The 21,647-nt window shown below is 46.4% G+C and carries 20 protein-coding genes; 17 read left to right on the top strand and 3 right to left on the bottom strand.

The features are described from left to right. Positions 1 to 221 precede the first annotated feature (221 nt). Entirely contained in the window at positions 222 to 1,052 is an 831-nt protein-coding gene (comER, locus tag EWH91_RS09490) for a late competence protein ComER (RefSeq protein WP_129929811.1), read from the bottom strand. A gap of 115 nt (positions 1,053 to 1,167) precedes the next feature. Here comER and EWH91_RS09495 point away from each other — a divergent pair, with 115 nt between their 5' ends. The 4 genes from EWH91_RS09495 (at position 1,168) to holA (ending at position 6,075) form a co-directional block, all read left to right on the top strand. Continuing rightward, positions 1,168 to 1,821, top strand: a complete 654-nt coding sequence (locus EWH91_RS09495; protein ID WP_129929812.1) for a helix-hairpin-helix domain-containing protein — start codon at positions 1,168 to 1,170, stop codon at positions 1,819 to 1,821. Between the two features lie 107 nt (positions 1,822 to 1,928). After that, a complete protein-coding gene (locus EWH91_RS09500; RefSeq protein ID WP_129929813.1) occupies positions 1,929 to 2,504 on the top strand; it encodes a ComE operon protein 2 in 576 nt (191 codons plus the stop codon). Beyond that, complete coding sequence (locus EWH91_RS09505) at positions 2,501 to 4,825, top strand: DNA internalization-related competence protein ComEC/Rec2 (RefSeq protein ID WP_129929814.1); 2,325 nt, start codon at positions 2,501 to 2,503, stop codon at positions 4,823 to 4,825. Before EWH91_RS09500 ends, EWH91_RS09505 begins: the two co-directional genes overlap by 4 nt. A gap of 224 nt (positions 4,826 to 5,049) precedes the next feature. After that, the gene (holA, locus tag EWH91_RS09510; protein WP_129929815.1) at positions 5,050 to 6,075 is read left to right on the top strand and encodes a DNA polymerase III subunit delta; all 1,026 of its coding nucleotides are present in this window, start codon (positions 5,050 to 5,052) and stop codon (positions 6,073 to 6,075) included. 52 nt (positions 6,076 to 6,127) lie between these two features. Here holA and rpsT read toward each other — a convergent pair whose 3' ends face one another. Beyond that, complete coding sequence (gene rpsT, locus EWH91_RS09515; RefSeq protein WP_129929816.1) at positions 6,128 to 6,394, bottom strand: 30S ribosomal protein S20; 267 nt, start codon at positions 6,392 to 6,394, stop codon at positions 6,128 to 6,130. A gap of 216 nt (positions 6,395 to 6,610) precedes the next feature. Here rpsT and gpr point away from each other — a divergent pair, with 216 nt between their 5' ends. The 10 genes from gpr to mtaB all read left to right on the top strand — a co-directional run bounded on the left by gpr (position 6,611) and on the right by mtaB (position 18,718). Beyond that, positions 6,611 to 7,693, top strand: a complete 1,083-nt coding sequence (gene gpr, locus EWH91_RS09520) for a GPR endopeptidase (protein WP_129929817.1) — start codon at positions 6,611 to 6,613, stop codon at positions 7,691 to 7,693. Positions 7,694 to 7,862: 169 nt separating this feature from the next. Further along, positions 7,863 to 8,177, top strand: coding sequence for a hypothetical protein (locus tag EWH91_RS09525; protein ID WP_129929818.1), 315 nt, complete (start codon positions 7,863 to 7,865; stop codon positions 8,175 to 8,177). Positions 8,178 to 8,355: 178 nt separating this feature from the next. Further along, the gene (gene lepA / locus EWH91_RS09530; protein ID WP_129929819.1) at positions 8,356 to 10,179 is read left to right on the top strand and encodes a translation elongation factor 4; all 1,824 of its coding nucleotides are present in this window, start codon (positions 8,356 to 8,358) and stop codon (positions 10,177 to 10,179) included. Further along, positions 10,172 to 11,311, top strand: coding sequence for a radical SAM family heme chaperone HemW (gene hemW, locus EWH91_RS09535; RefSeq protein ID WP_129929820.1), 1,140 nt, complete (start codon positions 10,172 to 10,174; stop codon positions 11,309 to 11,311). Before lepA ends, hemW begins: the two co-directional genes overlap by 8 nt. An 87-nt stretch (positions 11,312 to 11,398) precedes the next feature. Next, positions 11,399 to 12,433 carry a heat-inducible transcriptional repressor HrcA gene (hrcA, locus tag EWH91_RS09540; protein WP_129929821.1) on the top strand — a complete coding sequence of 345 codons (1,035 nt, stop codon included), beginning with the start codon at positions 11,399 to 11,401 and terminating at the stop codon, positions 12,431 to 12,433. A gap of 36 nt (positions 12,434 to 12,469) precedes the next feature. Continuing rightward, positions 12,470 to 13,150: a nucleotide exchange factor GrpE gene (gene grpE, locus EWH91_RS09545; protein WP_129929822.1), complete on the top strand. Its 681-nt coding sequence runs from the start codon at positions 12,470 to 12,472 to the stop codon at positions 13,148 to 13,150. 53 nt (positions 13,151 to 13,203) lie between these two features. Then, positions 13,204 to 15,051, top strand: a complete 1,848-nt coding sequence (dnaK, locus tag EWH91_RS09550) for a molecular chaperone DnaK (protein WP_129929823.1) — start codon at positions 13,204 to 13,206, stop codon at positions 15,049 to 15,051. 137 nt (positions 15,052 to 15,188) lie between these two features. Then, on the top strand, positions 15,189 to 16,322 hold the full coding sequence (gene dnaJ, locus EWH91_RS09555) for a molecular chaperone DnaJ (protein WP_129929824.1): 1,134 nt from the start codon (positions 15,189 to 15,191) through the stop codon (positions 16,320 to 16,322). A gap of 29 nt (positions 16,323 to 16,351) precedes the next feature. Further along, complete coding sequence (prmA, locus tag EWH91_RS09560) at positions 16,352 to 17,296, top strand: 50S ribosomal protein L11 methyltransferase (RefSeq protein WP_129929825.1); 945 nt, start codon at positions 16,352 to 16,354, stop codon at positions 17,294 to 17,296. A 69-nt stretch (positions 17,297 to 17,365) separates the two neighbouring features. Beyond that, a complete protein-coding gene (gene mtaB, locus EWH91_RS09565) occupies positions 17,366 to 18,718 on the top strand; it encodes a tRNA (N(6)-L-threonylcarbamoyladenosine(37)-C(2))-methylthiotransferase MtaB (protein WP_129929826.1) in 1,353 nt (450 codons plus the stop codon). Between the two features lie 25 nt (positions 18,719 to 18,743). Here the strand turns inward: mtaB and EWH91_RS09570 are convergent, their stop codons facing one another. Then, positions 18,744 to 19,667 (bottom strand): Na/Pi symporter, encoded by a 924-nt coding sequence (locus EWH91_RS09570; RefSeq protein WP_129929827.1) that lies wholly within the window; start codon positions 19,665 to 19,667, stop codon positions 18,744 to 18,746. Positions 19,668 to 19,911: 244 nt separating this feature from the next. On the opposite strand from EWH91_RS09570, the gene rpsU reads away from it, so the two are divergent. From rpsU to floA, 3 genes are all read left to right on the top strand, one after another. After that, positions 19,912 to 20,091, top strand: coding sequence for a 30S ribosomal protein S21 (rpsU, locus tag EWH91_RS09575; protein WP_129929828.1), 180 nt, complete (start codon positions 19,912 to 19,914; stop codon positions 20,089 to 20,091). Between the two features lie 16 nt (positions 20,092 to 20,107). Continuing rightward, positions 20,108 to 20,551 carry a GatB/YqeY domain-containing protein gene (locus tag EWH91_RS09580; RefSeq protein WP_129929829.1) on the top strand — a complete coding sequence of 148 codons (444 nt, stop codon included), beginning with the start codon at positions 20,108 to 20,110 and terminating at the stop codon, positions 20,549 to 20,551. A gap of 97 nt (positions 20,552 to 20,648) precedes the next feature. Continuing rightward, on the top strand, positions 20,649 to 21,644 hold the full coding sequence (gene floA, locus EWH91_RS09585) for a flotillin-like protein FloA (protein WP_129929830.1): 996 nt from the start codon (positions 20,649 to 20,651) through the stop codon (positions 21,642 to 21,644). The last annotated feature ends 3 nt before the right edge of the window (positions 21,645 to 21,647 follow it).

Here is a 21,647-nt window from a genome sequence, read left to right on the forward strand (position 1 = left end):
GTTTCTGAAAAAACTGCCGTCCAGCTATCGGGAACGGCTGACCAAAGCGGCAGCCTGAGCTAATTTATCCAGGAAGAACATAGAACCAGCAAGGAACAGGGACACTTTTCTATCTTTCAAGTTTTAGTTTATATTCTATTCAATAAATCGTCACATTTTCAGGCAGGAAACCCGATCGCCTGAACCGAACAGATATTAAGAAAGGCAGCGGGCCTGAGCCATTAATCATCCAGCACCTTAAACTGAGGGTCTACTTTCTGATGATCTTCAATAAATTTTTTCTGTGTTGCTGCGAACAGACGGTTAAATTCGGAATGATAGGCCTGTTCCAGAATATTCAGACCCACGCCTGTGACGCCCCCTTCGACAGTAACCTTTTTTCTGAGTTCAGAAAGAGAATAAGAGTTATCCTCCAGCAGCCTGCCGAACCCGATAATCATTTCCGTGACCAGCTGACTGGCCTCTTTTCGGGAAACAGATGTTGTCTCAACTGCCCCATCAATCATCTTTTCAAGAAAAAAAGACAGGAATGCAGGACCGCAGCTGGACAGATCTGATGCAACGCGGATATTTTCTTCATTGATCTCAACAGGTTTCGAAAAATTCCCCAAAAGGTTCCATAGCTTAAATTTTTGAAAATCAGTCATTCGTGTACCAAACGTAACCAGCGTGTTACCGCTCAGTCCTTCATTCACAATACTGGGGATGACTCTTGCCACCTGGCAGGGGATCAGTTTTTCCAGTTGCGGAACCGATATCGGACTGGTGACAGATATCACAAGCTGATCTGTATGCCACAGACTGCGCAGCGGTTCCAGCAATGGGAAGAATTGCAGCGGTTTGACGCAAATCACAATGATGTCTGACGAATGAATCGTCTCTTCCGCGGATCTGCAGACGTTTACACCTTGATATTTTTCAGCCACAGCAAGTGCTTTTTCACGGGTCTGGTTCATGACGTATATGTTTTTTGGCTTGACGGATTTACTGTTAATGAACGCACCGACGATCAGCGATCCAATCGTTCCGGTACCAATCACGCCGATCCTCATTCTTTCACCTCATTCTGTTCGTTATCCTTCTGAAACTTTATGAACAGAATTCATGAAATATGTATATTCGGCTGGATCCTGCTGTCGGTGTATTTTTTCAGAATGGATGTGACGTATGGAAAAAATATGGAGAGATCACAAGTTCATGATCATTCTGCTGATCATCGTCGCCTGTCTGTCACTTTTTTTCGCGTACAGGCATTTCAGTGGTTTGAAAGCCGCAGAAGCATTAAAGACGCAGGACATTTTTGATCAGACTCAGGAATCGAAAACAGCGGAGGCAGGCCGTCCCGAGCAGAAAACGCCGGTAAACGAAATTGTTGTGGACATCAAAGGTGAGGTAAACCGGCCGGGCATATACCGGATGAAGGAGACAGAAAGGGTCAGTGACGCGATCAACCGGGCGGGAGGATTAACGAAGAAAGCAGACGAGGAGCAAATTAATCTGGCACAAAAGGTCGTCGACGAGATGGTTATTTATATTCCGGAAAAGGGGGAAAAGCCGCCTGAAGGTATACCTGTGGCGCCGACAGCTCCGGCTCAGGCGCCTTCGAGTGGTGAAGAAAGTCCGGGCCAGAAGGTGAACGTCAACACGGCAGATGAACAGACTTTGCAGAACCTTCCGGGTATCGGGCCATCCAAGGCGAAAGCGATTATTCAATACCGGCAGGAAAAAGGGCCCTTTAAGTCGCTGGAGGAGCTAACAGAAGTTTCCGGCATCGGAGAAAAGTCGCTGGAACAGATCAAACCCTCTGCAACCCTTCACTGATTACAGGTATTGAGCACGAACTGTTCATCGGAAGAATACGATTTTTCAGTATTCATTTGATAAAATAAGATACAGAATGAAAACCCAAAAGATGGAGGAATGTCTCGATGAACAGACTATCCTGGGATGAATATTTTATGGCGCAAAGTCATTTACTGGCGTCACGCAGCACATGTACACGGCTTGTGGTCGGTGCAACCATTGTCCGTGACAGACGGATCATCGCCGGAGGCTATAATGGATCTATTTCCGGTGGTGTCCATTGTATTGATGAAGGATGCTACGTCGTGGACGGACACTGTGTACGCACCATTCATGCAGAAATGAATGCCATCCTGCAATGTGCCAAATTCGGCGAGCCGACTGACGGTGCGGAGATTTATGTCACGCATTATCCCTGTCTGCCCTGTTCGAAGGCGATTATTCAGGCGGGAATCCGGCGCGTCTATTATACAAATGATTACCGGAATGATCCTTATGCGGGAAAACTGTACCGCCAGGCAGGGGTAGAAGTGAAAAAAGTACCCTTTCGTCATATTTTTGACAGGACAGGTAAAGAGGATGAGAAGCAGCTTAACTTTGTGGAATCCGTGCTTCATCAGCTGAAGATCCGCGGGGCAGGGGAAGAAGAGTTGCGCCATTTCAGGGATCAGGAAAAACGGTTATTTCATCACAGCACATGATCACGCTGACCTCAAAATGGCATCTGGCAGCTTTTTGTGCCTGCCTGTCGGCCTGGGCCGCAGCAGGAACGCAGCCTGCTGTACCGCTTGTTCTTCTCGCCTGTTACGGAATCTTTCTCTGCATCAGGAAAAAGTTCCTGATGCTGGGCGCTCTGACCGTTATCGGTGTTGCAGTTGCAGCGGATGTCTTTTTTTTCCAAATCAATGCATCCGGTCTCTCTCCACGGCAGAACCTGTTGACCGGTAAAATAAGGGAGATCCCCGTCATTGATGGTGACCGGCTTCGTTACATTCTGGAGACGCCTTCACACGAAGCAGTCCTTGTTACATACAGGATACGTACTGAGACAGAGAAGGAGCAACTAAAGCGCGGACTTATGCCCGGACTCGTCTGCCGCGTATCCGGGGTTCTCGACCGGCCCGCTCTCCCGACAAATTTCTATGCCTTTAATTACAGGGATTATCTTGAAAAGCATCATATTTTCCGGGAACTTCAGGCGGACGGGCCACCGGTGATTATCCACGACCGCGCCTCGCCGGTGGATGACCTGAAACGGTTTCGGCAGCATCAGGTGGACCGGATATACAGCCTGTTTTCACCGACTGCGGCCGGGATGATTAATGCCCTGATTTTCGGGGAAGACCAGGCATTTGATTCGAACCTGTCCAATGCCTATCAATTATTTGGTCTGGTGCACCTGCTTGTCGTCTCGGGGATGCACATTGCCGTCATTTTTGGTTGTCTGTATTTTGTACTGAAAAGAATCGGTATGGTTCGGGAGCATATCTCAGTTCTCATTATGTTTCTGATTCCACTGTATGCGGTTGTTACTGGGGCAGAGCCTTCTGTTGTCAGATCGGCTCTGACTGCCTGCCTGTTACTTGGATCAGTCCTGCTGAAGTGTCATAAACTTCTGATTACGGACGTCCTCAGTCTGTCCTGCCTGATGATGATCTTTTTTGACCCTTATGTCGTGTTTGACATCGGCTTTCAACTATCGTTCACTGTGACTTTTATGGTGATCTTATGTGCCCCGATCATCAATCAGAAATATCGATCCCCACTCACCCGGGTCTTTATGATGGCTGTAATGAGTGAATTAGCTGCTTTTCCATTTGCAGTCTATCAGTTTTATCAGTTGTCATTCACCGGATTTTTTCTCAGCATCTTTTTTGTTCCGTTTATTACTTTAATTATTCTTCCTGTGGCTGCCGTGTCTTATTTTATGACGCTCTTTTCCGTATCGTTTGCTCCGGTCATGTCGTCATTTATGGACAGCCTTCTGCTCGTGCCCCACAATATTCTGCTCTACCTTTACCATCATCCGGTTCTTGACCTGAATTATGGAGCGATGGCCCCGTGGATGCTTGCCTGTTCTGTGGTCTTATTTGCCGTTGCCCTTATTCTGTGGGAAAGTCGGCAGAATAAATCGGCTTTGTGTTACCCCATCGGATCCTTCCTGGTGGTTTATCTTCTGGTATATGGCGCAGATCTGATAAACCCCCTGGGCTCAGTTACTTTTCTTGATGTGGGTCAGGGTGACAGTATCTTGATCCGGCTGCCGCACAGACAGGGAAATATTTTAATTGACAGTGGCGGGACACCGGTTTTTTCTCAGGAGAAATGGCGCATAAAGAATCATCCCTTTGAAGTCGGAAGAGATGTCGTTCTCCATGAGCTGAGAGCGATGCGGATCAATAAACTTGATGTTGTCGTTCTGACACATAGAGATCATGATCACGTCGGTGGTATGGAGAGCCTTGTGGGATCGATACCCATAAAAAGCATGCTTGTCAGTCCATATTTTGACCCGGATGGGAAGGATATCGCATGGTTCGAAAGGGCTGTCCGGGAGGGGACACAACTGGCCTCAGTCAGATCCCGGGATACATTCACAACAGGGGATCATCCATTTACTGTGATGGCCCGTCTGGATCGATCCGCGGAAAGTAATGACAATTCCGTCGTGATCTTTACCGAACTTGGCCGAAAAAAATGGCTGTTCACCGGAGATCTGTCTGTTCACGGTGAAAGAGATTTATTAGCACAATTCCCGGCTTTGCATGTAGATATACTCAAACTCGGGCACCATGGCAGCCGGACATCTACTTCGGAGCTGTTGCTGCAGTCGGTCCGGCCGTCTGTCGGTATCGTTTCAGCAGGTAAAAATAATCGATATGGACACCCGCACGCTGAAGTGCTGGATAAATTGAACAAATACAATATGCGAACGTTGCGAACTGACAGGGACGGAGCCATCCGCTTCTTTTTCAATGACCGGCAGATTCTTCGTATCGAAACGGCGGCGATAAAGGATTAAGTGTGATTTTCCATAATTTTTCCCGGCTGTCATACGTTGTCACCCATAGTTTGCACCGACATAGGATAACATAGAAACAGAATCGAGCATCGTCCTGCCGGCGCTATCCTAGGTTTCGCCCGCAGACGTTCATATAAATCAGGGCGGCTTGAAAAAGCTGCCCTTTTCCTTCTTGCCAGAAAATCGCTCAGACGGTAAAGTAGTGATAGAGAGGGGCGGTGAACATGGTTAAAGCCAAAAACGCTGATTTGTCGATTCAAAAGCCCCTTGCACCCGTCTATCTTCTGTTCGGAAAGCAGGATTATCTGATTCGTCTGATGGAAAAAAATCTGATCAATGAAGCACTTGAGGGCGAAGACCGTGATTTTAATCTATCCACGTATGATATGCTCAAAGTATCACTTGAGACCGCGCTGGAGGATGCTGATACGATTCCTTTTCTGGGTGAAAAAAAGGCAGTCATACTCGAAAATTCCTATTTTCTGGCATCTGAACGAGCCAAGCCGAAAGTGGAACAAAATCCGAAAAAACTGGAACAGTACCTCCAGAATCCTTCGCCCGGGACCGTATTGCTTCTCGTTGCCCCTTATGAAAAACTGGACCGGAGAAAAAAGCTTGTTAAAACTCTTGAAAAATCGGCGCGGGTCTATGAACTGAACGGATTATCCGATCACACTCTGTATCAGATTCTCAGCCAGATTGTTGCTTCGTATGGTGCCGTCTACACAAAAAGCGGTCATGAACAGCTGGTTGCTTCTGTGGGGACAGACCTGGCCCGGCTGGCCAGCGAAGCCGGAAAATGCGCGCTGTACTGTGGACGGGAGCGTCCTGTTGACCGGGAGGTTGTCCTTGAGATCTGTTCAAGATCACTGGAGACAAATGTCTTTTTGCTTGTCAATAAAGTGATGCAGAAAAAGACAGCAGAAGCGCTGCATCTGGTTCATGAACTGATCAGTATGAAAGAGGAGCCGCTTAAGCTGCTCGCCCTCCTGGAGCGGCAATTTCGGATTACCTATCAGGTTGCCTGTTATCGGGATGCGGGGTTTACTCAGAGAAGTATTGCCGGAAAAATCGGTGTGCATCCGTACGCAGTGAAACTTGCGGGCGAACAGACGCGTTTGTATACACCATCTATGTTGAAGTATGCTCTGGAAAAATGTACAGAAACGGATTATCAGATAAAAACGGGACAGGCTGACAAAATTCTTGCCCTTGAACTACTTATTCACAGGATATCAGAGACATCGTGAAATCGGGTAAAAAAAAGATCCGCCGGCTGGCGGATCTTTTTTTATTCCCTCTTTATGCATTGAGACCGTTCAGTTTTCTGGACAGCCGTGCTTTTTCATTGGCTGCCTTATTTTTGTGAATCAAACCTTTATTTGCAGCTTTATCAACTTTGGTCGTTGCGGCCAGAAAAGCAGCTTTTGCACCTTCAACATCCTGATCATCAACTTTTGAGTTAAATGATCTGATCGCTGTGCGCATGGCAGACTTTATCTGCACATTGTGCAGACGATTGGCTTCGCTTGTTTTTACGCGTTTAATGGCTGATTTAATGTTAGGCATTCCGTTCACCTCCAAATCATGAAATTCCCGGCCAGGCATAATCAAAAGGCTGCAGGAACGGCGATGGTCCCGGAAATGCAGCCATAATACCTTACGTGATTCATACTGACAAAGTGTATTGTATCAAAGCCCGTTTGCTTTTGCAATGTATGAATGAAATTTTGAAGAAGGAACATCCTTTGAATAGACAGGAAAGACAGGACGGAGGAATCATCAATGGAAAACGCTCTGGATATAAAATATTATGGCGTGCGTACAGACCTTGCCATCGAATCAGGTGTAAAAAAGGGTTCAGGACTAAATGGGGTGACAATGGATGAAAAGGTTGAAGATGGAATAAACATAACCCGGATGAGGATTCATCCTGATGCAGCTGCGTCAATTCGAAAAAAACCAGGACTGTATCTGACCTTTGAGGCAAAATTACTGAGGTCCGGAGACACAGAAGCAGAGGAAAAAGCAGAGAAAGTTTTTGCCCGTTACTTTGCGCAATTTCTAAAGGACCTCAATATTTCTCATGATGCCACCTGCCTGGTGGTTGGCCTTGGGAACTGGAAAGTGACCCCGGACGCTCTCGGGCCGGCGGTTGTGGAAAATGTCCTTGTCACGAAGCACCTTTTTGATCTCCAGCCGCAGAATGTGCAAAAAGGATATCGGCCGGTAAGTGCCATAACGCCGGGTGTTATGGGAGTAACAGGAATTGAAACGAGCGATATCATCCTCGGTGTGATCGAAAAGACGAAGCCGGATTTTCTGATTGCTGTTGATGCTCTTGCTGCGCGATCGATTGAACGTGTCAATACAACCATACAGGTTGCTGACAGCGGCATTCATCCCGGCTCAGGAATCGGAAACAACCGTAAGGAGTTAAGCCGGGACACACTCGGTATTCCGGTCATTGCCGTCGGTATCCCGACCGTTGTTGATGCTGTCACGATCACCAGTGATGTGCTGGATCTTGTTCTAAGGCATCTCGGGCACCAGATGAACAATACAAGTCCTTCCAGTTCGCTTGTTCCATCCTTTCTGCCCCCTGGCAGGAAGGAAGACCCCGGATCCTGGCAGATGCCGAGTAAAGAAAACAGGGCTGCCTTTCTTGGCATGGTCGGCACGTTAAGTACAGAGGAAAAAGAACAGCTGATTCAGGAAGCCCTGGGTGCATCAGGTACCCGGCTGATGGTCACACCGAAGGAGGTTGATTTTTTTATTGAGAAGATGGGAAATGTGCTGGCACAGGGACTGAACGCCGCACTTCACAGCCTTGTGAATCAGGAAAATGTCGGGCACTTCACGCATTGAAAGTGGCGGATATCCATTTGAATTGAATCTGATATGTTTTTTTGGACGGCTCCTGCAAGAAAAAGTCTGATGCAGGAGTTTTTTCATTTTTGGCACGATCAGGCATGTTTTTCTTTGAGATTGAATAAAATGGAGTAACAGGACAAGCCAAAAGGAGGAGGGGTTGAACATGATCAAAAGAGTATTAATCGAAAGTCTGGTGATCTTTTCCCTCCTTCTGATCTGTGTGCTTTATGGCTCCGTATCCATACGCGAAGCGCAGCATGCGAGTCAAAGCATGACGCCCGCACAGCAGATTGTGATTCCGGAACCGGAGTCTCCGCCGAATGACACTCCGGCTCTGTATCCGAGTGATTCGCCAGATGAGCCTGAAGAGATCGGGCGCGCGGGAGATTCGATTTCAGAAAAAATATCAGCCCTTTTCCTGTCTGGTGTCCATTTCATCGCATCCATCGTTGAGCACATCATTCATGTCTTCCTCTGAAGCAGCCCCTGCCTGTCTGGCCAGCCCGCGTTGAAACGGCCGGGTGTGATTGTTATAATCATTCATGAACCGGCTTTTTTGCACTTTAAGACAGGATCAAAGGATCAAAGTTTTGCAGAAAAAAGGTTCAGAAAAACCTGTTTAAGCCAGGCTTTTCTTCAGAGCAGGAGGACCATACATGTCGGATACCAAAAAGAGCAGGCAGTCGCATATTCGTAATTTTTCTATTATCGCTCATATTGATCACGGAAAATCAACACTTGCCGATCGTATACTCGAAGCCACCCAGGCTCTGACCAAAAGAGAGATGAAGGAGCAGGCCCTTGATGCCATGGACCTGGAGCGGGAGCGTGGAATAACGATCAAACTTAACGCGGTTGAGCTGACATACCACACACCTGAGGGCGAAACGTATATTTTCCACTTAATTGATACACCGGGCCATGTTGATTTTTCTTATGAAGTGTCGCGCAGTCTTGCAGCCTGTGAGGGAGCTATACTTGTCGTTGATGCAGCGCAGGGGGTTGAGGCGCAGACGCTGGCCAATGTCTATCTCGCACTGGAAAATAACCTTGAAATTATACCTGTTATTAATAAAATTGATCTTCCAAATGCAGACCCTGATCGAGTAAAGAAAGAGATTGAGGATGTGATCGGACTGGATGCATCAGACGCCGTTCTGGCATCAGCCAAAAAAGGAATTGGAACAGATGAGATATTAAAACAGATCATTGAAAAAATACCAGCACCGCAGGGCGATCCGGATGCGCCACTGCGTGCCTTGATTTTCGACTCGCTGTATGACACGTACAGAGGCGTTGTCGTCTACATTCGTGTGATGGACGGGACCGTGAAGGTTGGCGACAAAATAAAACTGATGTCAAATGGTAAAATATTTGAAGTCACCGAAGTCGGTGTTTCAACGCCAAAGATAGAGACGCGTGACAGCCTGACCGTCGGTGATGTCGGGTTTCTAACGGCGGCGATCAAGTCTGTGCATGAAACGCGGGTGGGGGATACAGTTACTTCTGCTGAACAGCCGGCATCAAAGCCGCTGCCAGGATACCGCAGGAAGCATCCGATGGTTTACTGCGGTCTCTATCCGATAGATAATGCGCGCTATGATGATCTGCGTGAAGCACTTGGACGACTGGAATTGAACGATGCAGCCCTGCAGTATGAACCGGAAACATCTGAAGCACTCGGGTTCGGCTTCCGCTGCGGTTTTCTCGGGCTTCTGCACATGGACATTGTTCAGGAACGGCTCGAACGTGAATTCAATATTGATCTGATTGCGACAGCACCGGGCGTCATTTATAAGGTAAAAAAGACAGATGGAACAATGGTCAGGGTGGGTAACCCGGCAGATATGCCTGAGAGAAAATACATCGATGAAATCGAAGAACCCTATGTTAAGGCGACAATAATGACGCCGAACGACTATATCGGAGCGGTTATGGAACTTTGCCAGAGAAAGCGCGGTGAATTCGGAACGATAGAATATCTTGACGAAAAACGGTCGAACGTCATTTATACGCTCCCGCTTTCCGAGATTATGTATGATTTCTTCGACTCTCTGAAATCCAATACAAAAGGATACGCCTCTCTGGATTACGAAATGGACGGATACAGAGCCAGTGATCTGGTAAAGATGGATATTTTACTCAACGGGGAAAAGGTAGATGCGCTTTCGGTGATTGTGCATAAAGAATTTGCCTATGAGCGTGGCAGGGCTATTGTAGAAAAACTGAAAGAACTGATACCTCGGCAACAATTTGAAGTTCCTGTTCAGGCGGCAATCGGCCAGAAGATTATCAGCCGCTCAAATATTAAAGCGTTACGGAAAAATGTCCTTGCAAAATGCTATGGTGGTGATGTATCCAGAAAGCGTAAACTGCTTGAGAAACAGAAAGAAGGTAAAAAAAGGATGAAGGCAGTCGGCAATGTAGAAGTCCCGCAGGAAGCCTTCATGGCCGTGTTCAGGATGAGTCACGATGACTGACAGAGTGGAAAGAGGTGCCTACATACATATCCCTTTTTGCAATCATATCTGTTTTTACTGCGATTTTAATAAAGTATTTATCAAAAATCAGCCGGTGGATGCCTATCTGGATGCACTGGAGAAAGAAATGGCCTTTTATGCGGCGATGGGACCTGCAGAAACAATCTATATCGGCGGAGGAACGCCGACAGCACTCAATGATGCACAGTTCAGCCGGCTGATGGACATGGTTGAGAAACATCTGCAGCACCCCGGTATCCGTGAATACACCGTTGAAGTGAACCCTGAAAATTTGAATGAAGAAAAATTAGATCTGATGAAGCAACATGGGGTCTCGCGGCTGAGTGTCGGCGTACAATCCTTTGATGATGCATTGCTGAAAACAATCGGCCGTGCTCATTCGGCATCTGAAGCGGAAAACGCCATTCGCCGCATCCGGTCAGCCGGCTTTCATAATATAACACTTGATCTGATGTTCGCTCTGCCGGGACAGACGGAGACGTCGCTGCACAACTCACTGGAACGCGCGATAGAGCTGGGCATGCCGCACATATCTATTTATTCACTGCAGATTGAGCCCAAAACCATTTTTTACAATCGGATGAAAAGCGGAAAACTCAGACTGCCCGGACAGGATATCGAGGCGGATATGTATGGCCAGATCATACTGAAATTAGAGGAAAGCGGACTCCGGCAATATGAAATCAGTAATTTTGCGAAGCCGGGCTATGAAGGGATCCATAATTCGCTTTACTGGCAGAACAAAGAATACTATGGAATCGGAGCCGGCGCGCACGGGTATGTCAGAGGAACGCGTTATGCAAATGCGGGACCTTTAAAAAAATATATCGCAAATGTCAGGCAAAAAAATCATGCAAGAGTGTTGGAACATCAGGTCACGGAAAAAGAAAAAATGGAAGAAGAAATGTTTCTTGGATTGAGGATGATGAAAGGCGTAAGCCAGCGCCGGTTTTTGAAAAAATTCCATCGATCGATGTCAGACATATATGGACGGCAAATCGATCAGTTAATCCATGAAGGTCTTTTAATTGAAAAGGAAGATCGAATCCGTTTATCCACGAAGGGCACTTTTTTGGGAAATAACGTTTTTGAAGCGTTTTTATTGTCGTGAACCATTTGACAAATGGACTAGAAGTTGGTAAATTTTATTGTAGAATTAGCACTCGTTAAGTGAGAGTGCTAACAGAGGTGACATGGAATGCCGACGGAACGCCAGTTGTTTCTCTTACAGCTTCTGGTTAATGATTATATCGTTACGGCTGAACCCGTAGGATCGCGTTCGATTGCCAAACGCGATGATGTCCATTTCAGTCCGGCAACGATTCGTAATGATCTTGCAGATCTGGAAGAGATGGGTTACCTTGAGAAAACACATCTCTCTTCGGGGCGTGTGCCGTCTGAGAAGGGGTATCGTTTTTACGTTGACCATCTTCTTTCTCCGGCAACTCTGACCCAAAAGGAATTAACAGATATTCGCGGGGTATATCGGGAAAAATTTCTGGAAACAGATGAAATGATCCGTGTGACAGCTAAGATCCTCTCTGAGTTTACGAATTATACGGCGATTATGCTGGGACCTGAACTTCTGGATATGAAACTGAAACATATCCAGCTAATCAAGTTATCCGATGTCCAGGGTGTTCTTATTATTGTTACGGATACAGGTCACGTGGAGAACCGGGTTGTTTCGCTTCCGGCTGGAATCAGGGCGGAGGATATAGAAAAAGTGGTTAATATCCTTAATGATAAACTGGATATGGTTCCGCTCTATCAGCTGCAGAGCCGGCTCAATACGGAAATTCGCAGTGTACTCAGAGATAATGTCAGCTATTATGAGCGGGTGATGGATCTTTTGACCGAAGGATTGACCATTGACGATCCGGAACAAATTTTTTATAGTGGCAAAAGCAACATGCTGGCGCAACCGGAATTTCAGGACATTAACAAAGTAATTCAGCTGCTCAACGTATTAGAAGGTAAAGACCTCGTTCGTGAGCTGCTGGACATGCCGCCCGGCGGACTGCATATTCGCATCGGTCGTGAAAACAAGCTGAATGGTATTGAGGACTGCAGTCTGATCACGACGACTTATACCGTCGGTGGCGAACATCTCGGCACAGTTGCTGTGATTGGTCCAAAACGTATGGCCTATCCTCGGGTGGTCACACTGATTGATCTGCTGTCAAAGATTTTAACAAGTGCATTAAGTGACAGGAGAGTTGAAAAAAGATAATCTTTTTATGTTGCAATCATTTCAGGAGGTGAGGATATGTCGCGTCAGGCAAATGAAGGAATGAAGGATAAAAACGAAGAAAAAGTAAATAAAAACGTAAAGGGAACTAAAGCAACTGAGGAGACAGATACGGCTCCGAAGGAAAATGCTTCTGAATCACATCAGGATGAAAATGAAAAGGAAGAAACAAAAGAAACTAAGTCTGATGAAAAGACAGAAGAAACTGTTCAGGATCCCAAACAGCTTCAGAAGAAAATAGCCGAACAGGCAACTCAGATCAAAGAACTGAAGAAAACATCAGATGATCTGAAAAAACGCTGGATGCGCGCCCAGGCAGATTTTGATAATTACCGCAAACGCTCGGTGAAAGAAAAAGCTGAGGCCAGAAAATACCGGGCACAGGATCTTGTAACAGATATGCTTGAGATACTCGATAATTTCAAAAGGGCTCTTGAAGTTGAAACCGTGTCTGATGATGGTGCCGCGCTCAAAAAGGGTATGGAAATGGTCCTTGGCAAACTGGAAAAAGCGCTGAAAAAAGAAGGCGTTGAAGAAATTGATTCCCTTGGCAAACCGTTTGACCCTAATTTCCATCAGGCGGTTATGCAGGAGGCAAGTGATGAGCACGATTCAGGCATTGTCACTCAGGTGCTTCAGGCAGGATATACATTGAACGGACGGGTGATCCGTCCGGCTATGGTTAAAGTCAGCGCATAAATCACATGGTGATTTAATAAGATTGCTTTTAATTATCTGGGAGGAAAATGAACATGAGTAAAATTATCGGCATTGATTTGGGTACGACAAATTCATGTGTGGCTGTCATGGAGGGTGGCGAACCCGTTGTCATTCCAAATCCGGAAGGCGGAAGGACAACTCCATCAGCTGTAGCATTCAAAAATGGTGAGCGTCAGGTTGGCGAAGTAGCAAAGCGTCAGGCAGTAACGAATCCAAACGTTGTCCTCTCTATTAAGAGACACATGGGTTCGGATTACAAAGTTGAAATTGAAGGGAAAAAATATACACCTCAGGAAATTTCAGCCATCATCCTTCAAAAGCTCAAAGCAGATGCTGAAGCTTACCTTGGAGAAAAAGTGGAGAAGGCAGTTATCACTGTTCCTGCCTATTTTAACGATGGACAGCGTCAGGCGACAAAGGATGCAGGTAAAATCGCCGGTCTTGATGTTCTGAGAATCATTAATGAACCGACCGCTTCGTCTCTGGCATACGGCCTTGACAAGGAAGGCGATCAGACCATTCTGGTATTTGACCTTGGTGGCGGAACATTCGATGTGTCGATCCTTGATCTTGGCGATGGAATTTTTGAAGTAAAGGCAACCGCAGGAAATAACCATCTGGGCGGTGACGATTTCGATCAGCGGATCATTAAATATTTGATCGAACAGTTCAAAAATGAAACGGGTATTGATCTCTCCGGCGACAAAATGGCCCTGCAGCGTCTGAAGGATGCTTCTGAAAAGGCAAAGAAGGAACTCTCAGGGGTCAGCCAGGCCCAGATTTCTCTGCCGTTCATTTCTGCGGATGCAACCGGACCGAAGCATCTTGAAACCACTCTGACACGTGCTAAATTCGATGAACTGACTTCTGATCTGGTTGAATCCACGATGGGTCCTGTCCGTCAGGCACTGTCAGATGCCGATTTAACGATGGACGACATTGATAAAATTATTCTTGTCGGTGGATCAACACGTATTCCGGCCGTACAGAAGGCCATTCAAAATCTGACTGGTAAGGAACCCAGCAAGGGAGTTAACCCGGATGAAGTCGTCGCCGTCGGTGCGGCCATTCAGGGCGGTGTTCTGGCTGGTGATGTAAAAGATGTTGTTCTTCTCGATGTGACACCACTTTCCCTGGGTATTGAAACGATGGGCGGCGTCTTCACAAAGCTGATTGACCGTAACACAACGATTCCGACGAGTAAATCACAGGTCTTTTCAACCGCAGCCGATAATCAGACAGCTGTTGATATTCATGTCCTTCAGGGTGAACGTCAGATGGCGGCTGATAATAAGACACTGGGACGTTTTCAGCTGACCGACATCCCGCCGGCACCGCGTGGTGTCCCTCAGATTGAAGTCACTTTTGAAATTGATGCAAACGGCATTGTTAATGTTAAAGCCAAGGATAAGGGCACGAATAAGGAACAGTCGATCACCATTAAATCTTCTTCAGGTCTGAGTGATGAAGAAATCGATAAAATGGTTAAAGATGCTGAAGCAAATGCAGAAGCGGATAAAAAACGTAAGGAAGAAGTGGACCTGCGTAACGAATCGGATCAGCTGATTTTCGCTACGGATAAAACACTGAAAGATCTGGGTGATAAAGTTGACTCCTCGGAAAAATCCAAAGCTGAAGATGCCAAAAATAAACTGAAAAAAGCATTGGACGGCAAAGATACAGAGGCCATTAAGAAGGCTAAGGATGAACTGAACGAAGTGGTCCAGCAACTGTCCGTGAAACTGTATCAGCAGGCTTCACAAAATGGTAAGGGAGCCCAGAAGGGTTCAGGGAAAAAAGATGGCAAAGATGACAATGTCGTCGATGCTGATTACCATGAAGTCAATGATGATGACAAGAACAAAGACAAAAAGAAATAATCGAGTATGAAAAAGATCTGCTGATTGTTAGAAAAGCCGAAGTCAGACAAGCGTCTTGGCTTTGGCTTTTTCTTGCTTAACAGACTATCCAGATGTTATGATTTAATTTAACGTGAAATCATTTCGGGAGTGATTTGATGAGTAAGCGGGATTATTATGAAATCCTTGGCGTGAATAAAGAGGCCTCCAAGGACGAAATAAAAAAGGCATTTCGAAAACTGGCCAGGAAATATCATCCCGATGTCAATAAAAGTCCAGACGCTGCTGAAAAGTTTAAGGAGATTACCAAGGCATATGAAGTGCTGAGCGACCCGCAGAAACGACAGCAATATGATCAGTTTGGTGAAGAGGGCCAGGATCAGGGCGGATTTGGCGGTTTCAGTGGTCAGGGATTCAGTGGGGACTTTGGCGGCTTTGGTGATATTTTCGATCAGATCTTTAACGGAGGAAGCAGAAGACGCGATCCGAATGCACCAAGACAGGGTGATGATCTGCAGTATCACATGTCGATTACTTTTGAAGAAGCCGCATTCGGGAAAAAAGAAAATATCAGGATCCCAAAGGAAGAGACCTGCACAACCTGCCACGGTTCAGGTGCACAACCGGGATCACATCCTGAAACCTGCAAACATTGTCATGGTACAGGCCAGATGAATACGGAACAGAATACGCCTTTCGGCCGGATTGTGAACAGGCGTGTCTGCCCCTATTGCAGTGGTACCGGGAAAATTATTAAAAATCATTGTCATACATGTGGTGGCTCCGGGAAGATCAGAGTCAATAAGAAGATCGAGGTCAAAGTGCCTGCCGGAATTGATGACGGACAGCAAATCCGGCTCTCCGGTCAGGGCGGTGCCGGTATCAACGGCGGCCCGGCGGGTGATCTGTATATTGTGTTTACAGTTAAGCCGCATAAAGTATTCCAGAGGGACGGTGATAACGTCAATATTGAAATTCCTCTGAGCTTTGCTCAGGTCGCCCTCGGTGATGAAATTGAAGTGCCCACACTTTATGGAAATGTAAAGCTTCGCATCCCGGCAGGTACACAGACCGGTACAAAGTTCCGCCTGAGAGGTAAAGGAATTAAAAATGTCAGAGGATACGGGCAGGGTGATGAGCATGTCACCGTTAAGGTGATGACTCCGAAACATTTAACGGACGAGGAAAAACAATTGTTCAGAAAACTTGCCGGTGTCAAAGGCGGTGCCATGAACAGCGAAAGCGAGAGCCTGTTTGATAAAATGAAGAAAAAAGTGTTTAAAGCGGATTGATGAATAAGGATGAACGGAGTGTACCCCCGATGAAATGGTCGGAAATCTGTATTCACACAACTGAAGAAGCCATCGAACCGGTTACAGGCATCCTCTATCAGGCTGGAGCCGGTGGTGTAGTTATCGAAGATTCGCGCGACCTCAGTCAGGACCACAGTGATACGGATGGGCAAGTTTACGACCTTGACCCGGAAGATTATCCGACCGATGGAGTTAACGTCAAGGCCTATCTGCCGGTAAACAGTTTTCTTGGAGAAACCGTTGAAGAGATCCGACAGGCACTAAATAATCTGCTGATTTATGATATTGATCCGGGAGAAAACCGGCTCTCCATCAGCGAACATAATGAAGAAGAGTGGGCAACCGCCTGGAAAAAATATTATAAACCGGTTACTGTCGGCCGTTCATTTATTATTATTCCGACATGGATCGATTATCAGCCTGAAGATCCCAAAAGACAGGTGATCGAACTGGATCCGGGCATGGCTTTTGGAACAGGAACGCATCCGACAACCGTTCTTTGCATGGAAGCCCTGGAGAACTGTCTGTCACCTGGTGCTGAAGTACTCGACGTGGGAACGGGGACCGGTGTTCTCTCTATTACTGCAGCAAAATCAGGGGCAAAACATGTTCTTGCCGTTGACTTAAGTGATACAGCAGTCCGATCAGCCAGGCTGAATGTACGCCTGAATAAAGTTCAGAAAACCGTAACTGTCAGACAGAATAATCTGATTGATCATATCACAGAGACATTCGATGTGATTACAGCAAATCTTCTGGCTGAGCTGGTGATCCGGCTCATCAGAGAAGGAGTGGTCAGGCACCTTCGCCGGAAGGGCTATCTGATTGTTTCAGGCATTATTAATACAAAAAAGGATCAGGTCAGACGAGTCCTTCATGATGCAGGACTGCATGTTCTTAATGAGTCGGAAAAGGGTGACTGGATTGCTCTGACCGCTCAAAAAGACTTCTGACAGGTTCTGTAAAAGGTGATCTGTAACCTGTACATCGATTAAATTAATTTGTGAGGTGGCCCATAAAAAATGCCTTCCGTCGCTTTTCATACACTTGGCTGTAAAGTGAATCACTATGAAACCGAAGCTATTTGGCAGCTGTTTAAAAAACAAGGCTATGAACGTGGAGCGTTCGAAAAAAAAGCGGATGTCTACGTGATCAATACCTGTACGGTGACGAATACGGGTGACCAGAAGAGTCGCCAGGTCATCAGACGGGCTATCCGCCGGAATCCGGATGCCGTGATATGCGTGACCGGCTGTTATGCACAGACGTCACCTGCTGAAGTGATGTCCATCCCCGGTGTTGATGTCGTTGTCGGTACACAGAACAGGGAAAAACTACTTGGTTATGTTGATCAGTACAGACAAGAGCGCGAACCCATTAACGGGGTCAGCGATATTATGAAAGCAAAGGTTTATGAAGAAATGGATGTGCCGGAGTTTACCGATCGTACGCGTGCGTCCCTGAAAATTCAGGAGGGATGTAACAATTTTTGTACGTTCTGCATTATTCCGTGGGCACGTGGACTTTTGCGTTCAAGAAAACCGGAAAATGTCATTCAACAGGCACAGCAGCTGGTAGACGCCGGATACAAAGAAATTGTCCTTACCGGCATTCATACAGCAGGTTATGGTGAAGACATGGAAAACTATAATTTTGCTCATCTGCTGAGGGATCTTGAAGCTCAGGTCTCCGGGCTGAAGAGGCTTCGGATATCTTCGATTGAAGCCAGCCAGATTACCGATGAAGTGGTGGATACAATCAACCGGTCAAAGATTATTGCCCGGCATCTTCATATACCGCTTCAGTCTGGTTCAGATGCTGTACTTGAACGGATGCATCGTAAATACAAAACCGGGTTTTTCGCAGAGAAAATTGCAAATTTGAGAAAAGCTCTGCCCGATTTTGCCTTAACATCCGATGTCATTGTCGGTTTTCCGGGAGAAACAGACGAAGAATTTCAGGAGACTTTCGACTTCATCAGGGATCTTCATTTTTCAGAACTGCATGTATTCCCTTACTCACAGCGAACAGGGACACCGGCTGCCAAAATGCCCGATCAGGTTCCGGATGAGATCAAACATGAACGTGTCACCCGGCTGATTGATCTGTCGAATCAGCTGTCCAGGGAATATGCGGCAAATTATCAGGATAAAGTTCTTGAAGTGATTCCTGAAGAACCGCTGAATCATCACGAACCGGACGGGTATTATGTCGGGTTTACTGATAATTATCTCAAGGTCAAATTCCGCTATCCGTCAAGAGATATTGTTGGCAAACTGGTCCGTGTGAAACTGACTCATACGGATTATCCGGTCAGTGAAGGCCGGTTTGTCCGTATTTTGGACGAGAACAACCGGCAAGCGGCAGTACACTGAATGGAAAGTGATAGGTTGTATGGTGTCAGTTCAACCTGTTTCTTTCTACCCATCTGCCATACATGCCTGCAAATGGCACTGCAATCAGGGCAGTGACAAGATTAAAGATGACTGATGCGTGGGCGAGCGCCGCCCGACCGCTGCCCGAAATACCCATTAACAGATCGGCTGAGAATGTAATGAATGGGAAAAATACCACAACACTCAGAAGATTAAAGAGAATATGTGTATAAGCCGTCCATCTTCCCTCTTTTCCGGTTCCAAGACCTGCCAGATACGTGGTCATGCACGTCCCAATATTAGATCCAAGCATAATGGCAATGGCTGTCGACAGTGACAAAAGCTGATGATCAAGGAACCCCATACAGACAAGCATGGTGGCCGAGCTGGATTGAATAACAGCTGCGAAAAGGGTCCCTGCCACGACTGCATAAAGCAGATTGTCATTCGCATCCATAAGGATATCACGGATGAAAGCAGATTCGACGAGCGGCTGTGCGAGATTTCTGAATCCGGCCATCGATGCGAAGAGGCAACCGATACCGAAAAACAGCGAACCGACCGGGAAGCTGCGTCTGAAGGGCAGACACATGAGAACAAATCCGGCACCGAAAAACAGATAATGCAGTGATCCAACCGGAAGAGCGGCTATTTCACCGGTCAATGTCGTTCCTATGTTTGCTCCAAGAATGACGCCGACACTTTGAGAGAAACGCATGGCATGTGCACTGATCAGTCCGACCGTGATGATCGTTACTGCTGAACTGCTCTGTAAAAGCATGGAAGCCAGGGTTCCCAGAAAAAGGCCCTTTAACGGGGTGTCTGCGGCGCGCTCCAGTGTTTCCTTCATCCGTCCTCCGACCAGCGCATGCATGCCTCCGGTCATGACACCCATACCAATCAGGAAGAGAAGTATATAAAGAATCAGGATAATGATCTGTTGATCCATCGAATGACCACCTCGTCCTATTTTATTTAAGAGAGAGGTTGTCCATGACTGAAAGTAAGGGAAACGTGCGGGTGAATCAGTCGGTCAGGGCAGAAAATATGTTGTAATGAGACAGATCTCTTCCGGATGGACGATAAAAAACGCTTTCGTATATTTGATAATTTGTTATCTATCGTATATAATGGCTAGTGACATACGGATGTCAGTTTAAGCTGCTTTTGTTTTCGGAGGGAGGGAAACTACGATGGTCGAGACGAGGGTACGAAAGAATGAATCAATTGAAGATGCATTAAGACGTTTCAAACGTTCGGTTTCAAAATCCGGTACTTTAGCTGAAGTTAAAAAGCGGAGAACTTACGAGAAACCGAGTGTTAAGCGTAAGAAAAAATCTGAGGCTGCACGTAAAAAACGTCGCAGATACTGAGAAGGGGTTTTGATCAATGAACCTGGTTGATCGACTGACTGCCGATATGAAGCAGGCGATGAAAGCAAGAGATAAAGATCGACTCACCGTTATTCGCATGATCAAAACATCGCTTCATAATGAGTCAATCAGGCGCCGTAAAGAGTTGTCAGACGAAGAAGCGCTCTCAGTCCTGACCCATGAGCTTAAGCAAAGAAAAGACTCCCTCCAAGAGTTTAAGAAAGCCGAGCGGCAGGATCTGATCGATGAAGTCCGTAAAGAAATTGCTATTGTTCAATCTTACATGCCTGAACAATTATCTGAGAATGAAGTTAATTCTATTGTTGATCAGGTGATTTCAGAGGTCGGAGCAGTATCAAAGACCGAAATTGGCAAAGTGATGAAGGCCATCATGCCAAAGGTAAAAGGCCGGGCTGACGGTAGCCTGATTAATCGTCTTGTTCGCAGTAAATTAAATTAAATGAAAAGCTCTGTTTGCGTTGATCACAAGCAGGGCTTTCTTTATACACAGGAATAGTCTGACTAAGAGTATTCCACTAAAGGGGATGAGGATGTTCATGGATGCATCAACGGTAGGTATTTTAATTATTGCTGCACTGATTATTATTGGTCTTGTCATTCTGTTTACGTTTGTACCGATTATGCTTTGGATATCGGCACTGTCGTCAGGAGTTAAAATCGGGATATTCACTCTGATCGGTATGCGGCTCAGACGAGTGGTACCGAGGCGCGTCATTGAACCTCTGATCAAAGCAACGAAAGCCGGTCTTGACCTTCATACGAACCAGCTGGAAAGCCACTACCTGGCAGGGGGGAATGTTGATCGTGTCGTTAATGCACTGATCGCCGCACACCGGGCAAATATTTCTCTGACATTTGAACGGACAGCAGCGATTGATCTGGCCGGAAGAGATGTACTTCAGGCTGTGCAGATGAGTGTTAATCCCAAAGTTATTGAAACGCCTTTCATTTCCGGTGTCGCGATCAATGGGATTGAAGTGAAGGTAAAAGCACGGATTACCGTGCGTGCGAATATCGACAGACTGGTTGGTGGTGCCGGGGAAGAAACCATTGTTGCCCGTGTCGGTGAAGGTGTTGTGAGCACGATTGGTTCTTCTCCGTCACATAAGGATGTTCTGAAAAATCCGGATACGATTTCAAAAACGGTACTTGAAAAGGGCCTTGATGCAGGAACTGCTTTTGAAATCCTCTCCATTGATATTGCCGATGTTGATATCGGTAAAAATATCGGTGCCATGTTGCAGACGGAACAGGCGGAGGCCGATAAGAATATTGCTCAGGCCAAAGCTGAAGAAAGGCGTGCAATGGCCGTTGCCGGCGAGCAGGAGATGCGCGCCCGCGTGGAAGAAATGCACGCCAAAGTGGTTGAAGCAGAATCTGATGTACCTCTTGCAATGGCTGCTGCACTCAGGGCAGGCAAACTCGGCGTTATGGATTACATGAATTATAATAACATTAAGGCTGATACAGAAATGCGTCATTCATTCGGAGATCAGGGAACCTCAGACACCTCTCCGAATGATTCTAAGTAAAAA

The sequence above is a fragment of the Sporolactobacillus sp. THM19-2 genome (assembly GCF_004153195.1).
Lineage (GTDB): Bacteria > Bacillota > Bacilli > Bacillales > Sporolactobacillaceae > Sporolactobacillus.

Bases quoted from the DNA above. Each gene is read 5' to 3' on its own strand.
- rpsU (WP_129929828.1), top strand. From the start codon at position 19,912: ATGGTCGAGACGAGGGTACGAAAGAATGAATCAATTGAAGATGCATTA.
- rpsT (WP_129929816.1), bottom strand. From the start codon at position 6,394: ATGCCTAACATTAAATCAGCCATTAAACGCGTAAAAACAAGCGAAGCC.
- gpr (WP_129929817.1), top strand. From the start codon at position 6,611: ATGGAAAACGCTCTGGATATAAAATATTATGGCGTGCGTACAGACCTT.
- EWH91_RS09505 (WP_129929814.1), top strand. From the start codon at position 2,501: ATGATCACGCTGACCTCAAAATGGCATCTGGCAGCTTTTTGTGCCTGC.
- EWH91_RS09525 (WP_129929818.1), top strand. From the start codon at position 7,863: ATGATCAAAAGAGTATTAATCGAAAGTCTGGTGATCTTTTCCCTCCTT.
- mtaB (WP_129929826.1), top strand. From the start codon at position 17,366: ATGCCTTCCGTCGCTTTTCATACACTTGGCTGTAAAGTGAATCACTAT.
- hrcA (WP_129929821.1), top strand. From the start codon at position 11,399: ATGCCGACGGAACGCCAGTTGTTTCTCTTACAGCTTCTGGTTAATGAT.
- holA (WP_129929815.1), top strand. From the start codon at position 5,050: ATGGTTAAAGCCAAAAACGCTGATTTGTCGATTCAAAAGCCCCTTGCA.
- EWH91_RS09570 (WP_129929827.1), bottom strand. From the start codon at position 19,667: ATGGATCAACAGATCATTATCCTGATTCTTTATATACTTCTCTTCCTG.
- dnaJ (WP_129929824.1), top strand. From the start codon at position 15,189: ATGAGTAAGCGGGATTATTATGAAATCCTTGGCGTGAATAAAGAGGCC.
- floA (WP_129929830.1), top strand. From the start codon at position 20,649: ATGGATGCATCAACGGTAGGTATTTTAATTATTGCTGCACTGATTATT.
- EWH91_RS09495 (WP_129929812.1), top strand. From the start codon at position 1,168: ATGGAAAAAATATGGAGAGATCACAAGTTCATGATCATTCTGCTGATC.
- hemW (WP_129929820.1), top strand. From the start codon at position 10,172: ATGACTGACAGAGTGGAAAGAGGTGCCTACATACATATCCCTTTTTGC.
- lepA (WP_129929819.1), top strand. From the start codon at position 8,356: ATGTCGGATACCAAAAAGAGCAGGCAGTCGCATATTCGTAATTTTTCT.
- prmA (WP_129929825.1), top strand. From the start codon at position 16,352: ATGAAATGGTCGGAAATCTGTATTCACACAACTGAAGAAGCCATCGAA.
- dnaK (WP_129929823.1), top strand. From the start codon at position 13,204: ATGAGTAAAATTATCGGCATTGATTTGGGTACGACAAATTCATGTGTG.
- grpE (WP_129929822.1), top strand. From the start codon at position 12,470: ATGTCGCGTCAGGCAAATGAAGGAATGAAGGATAAAAACGAAGAAAAA.
- EWH91_RS09500 (WP_129929813.1), top strand. From the start codon at position 1,929: ATGAACAGACTATCCTGGGATGAATATTTTATGGCGCAAAGTCATTTA.
- comER (WP_129929811.1), bottom strand. From the start codon at position 1,052: ATGAGGATCGGCGTGATTGGTACCGGAACGATTGGATCGCTGATCGTC.
- EWH91_RS09580 (WP_129929829.1), top strand. From the start codon at position 20,108: ATGAACCTGGTTGATCGACTGACTGCCGATATGAAGCAGGCGATGAAA.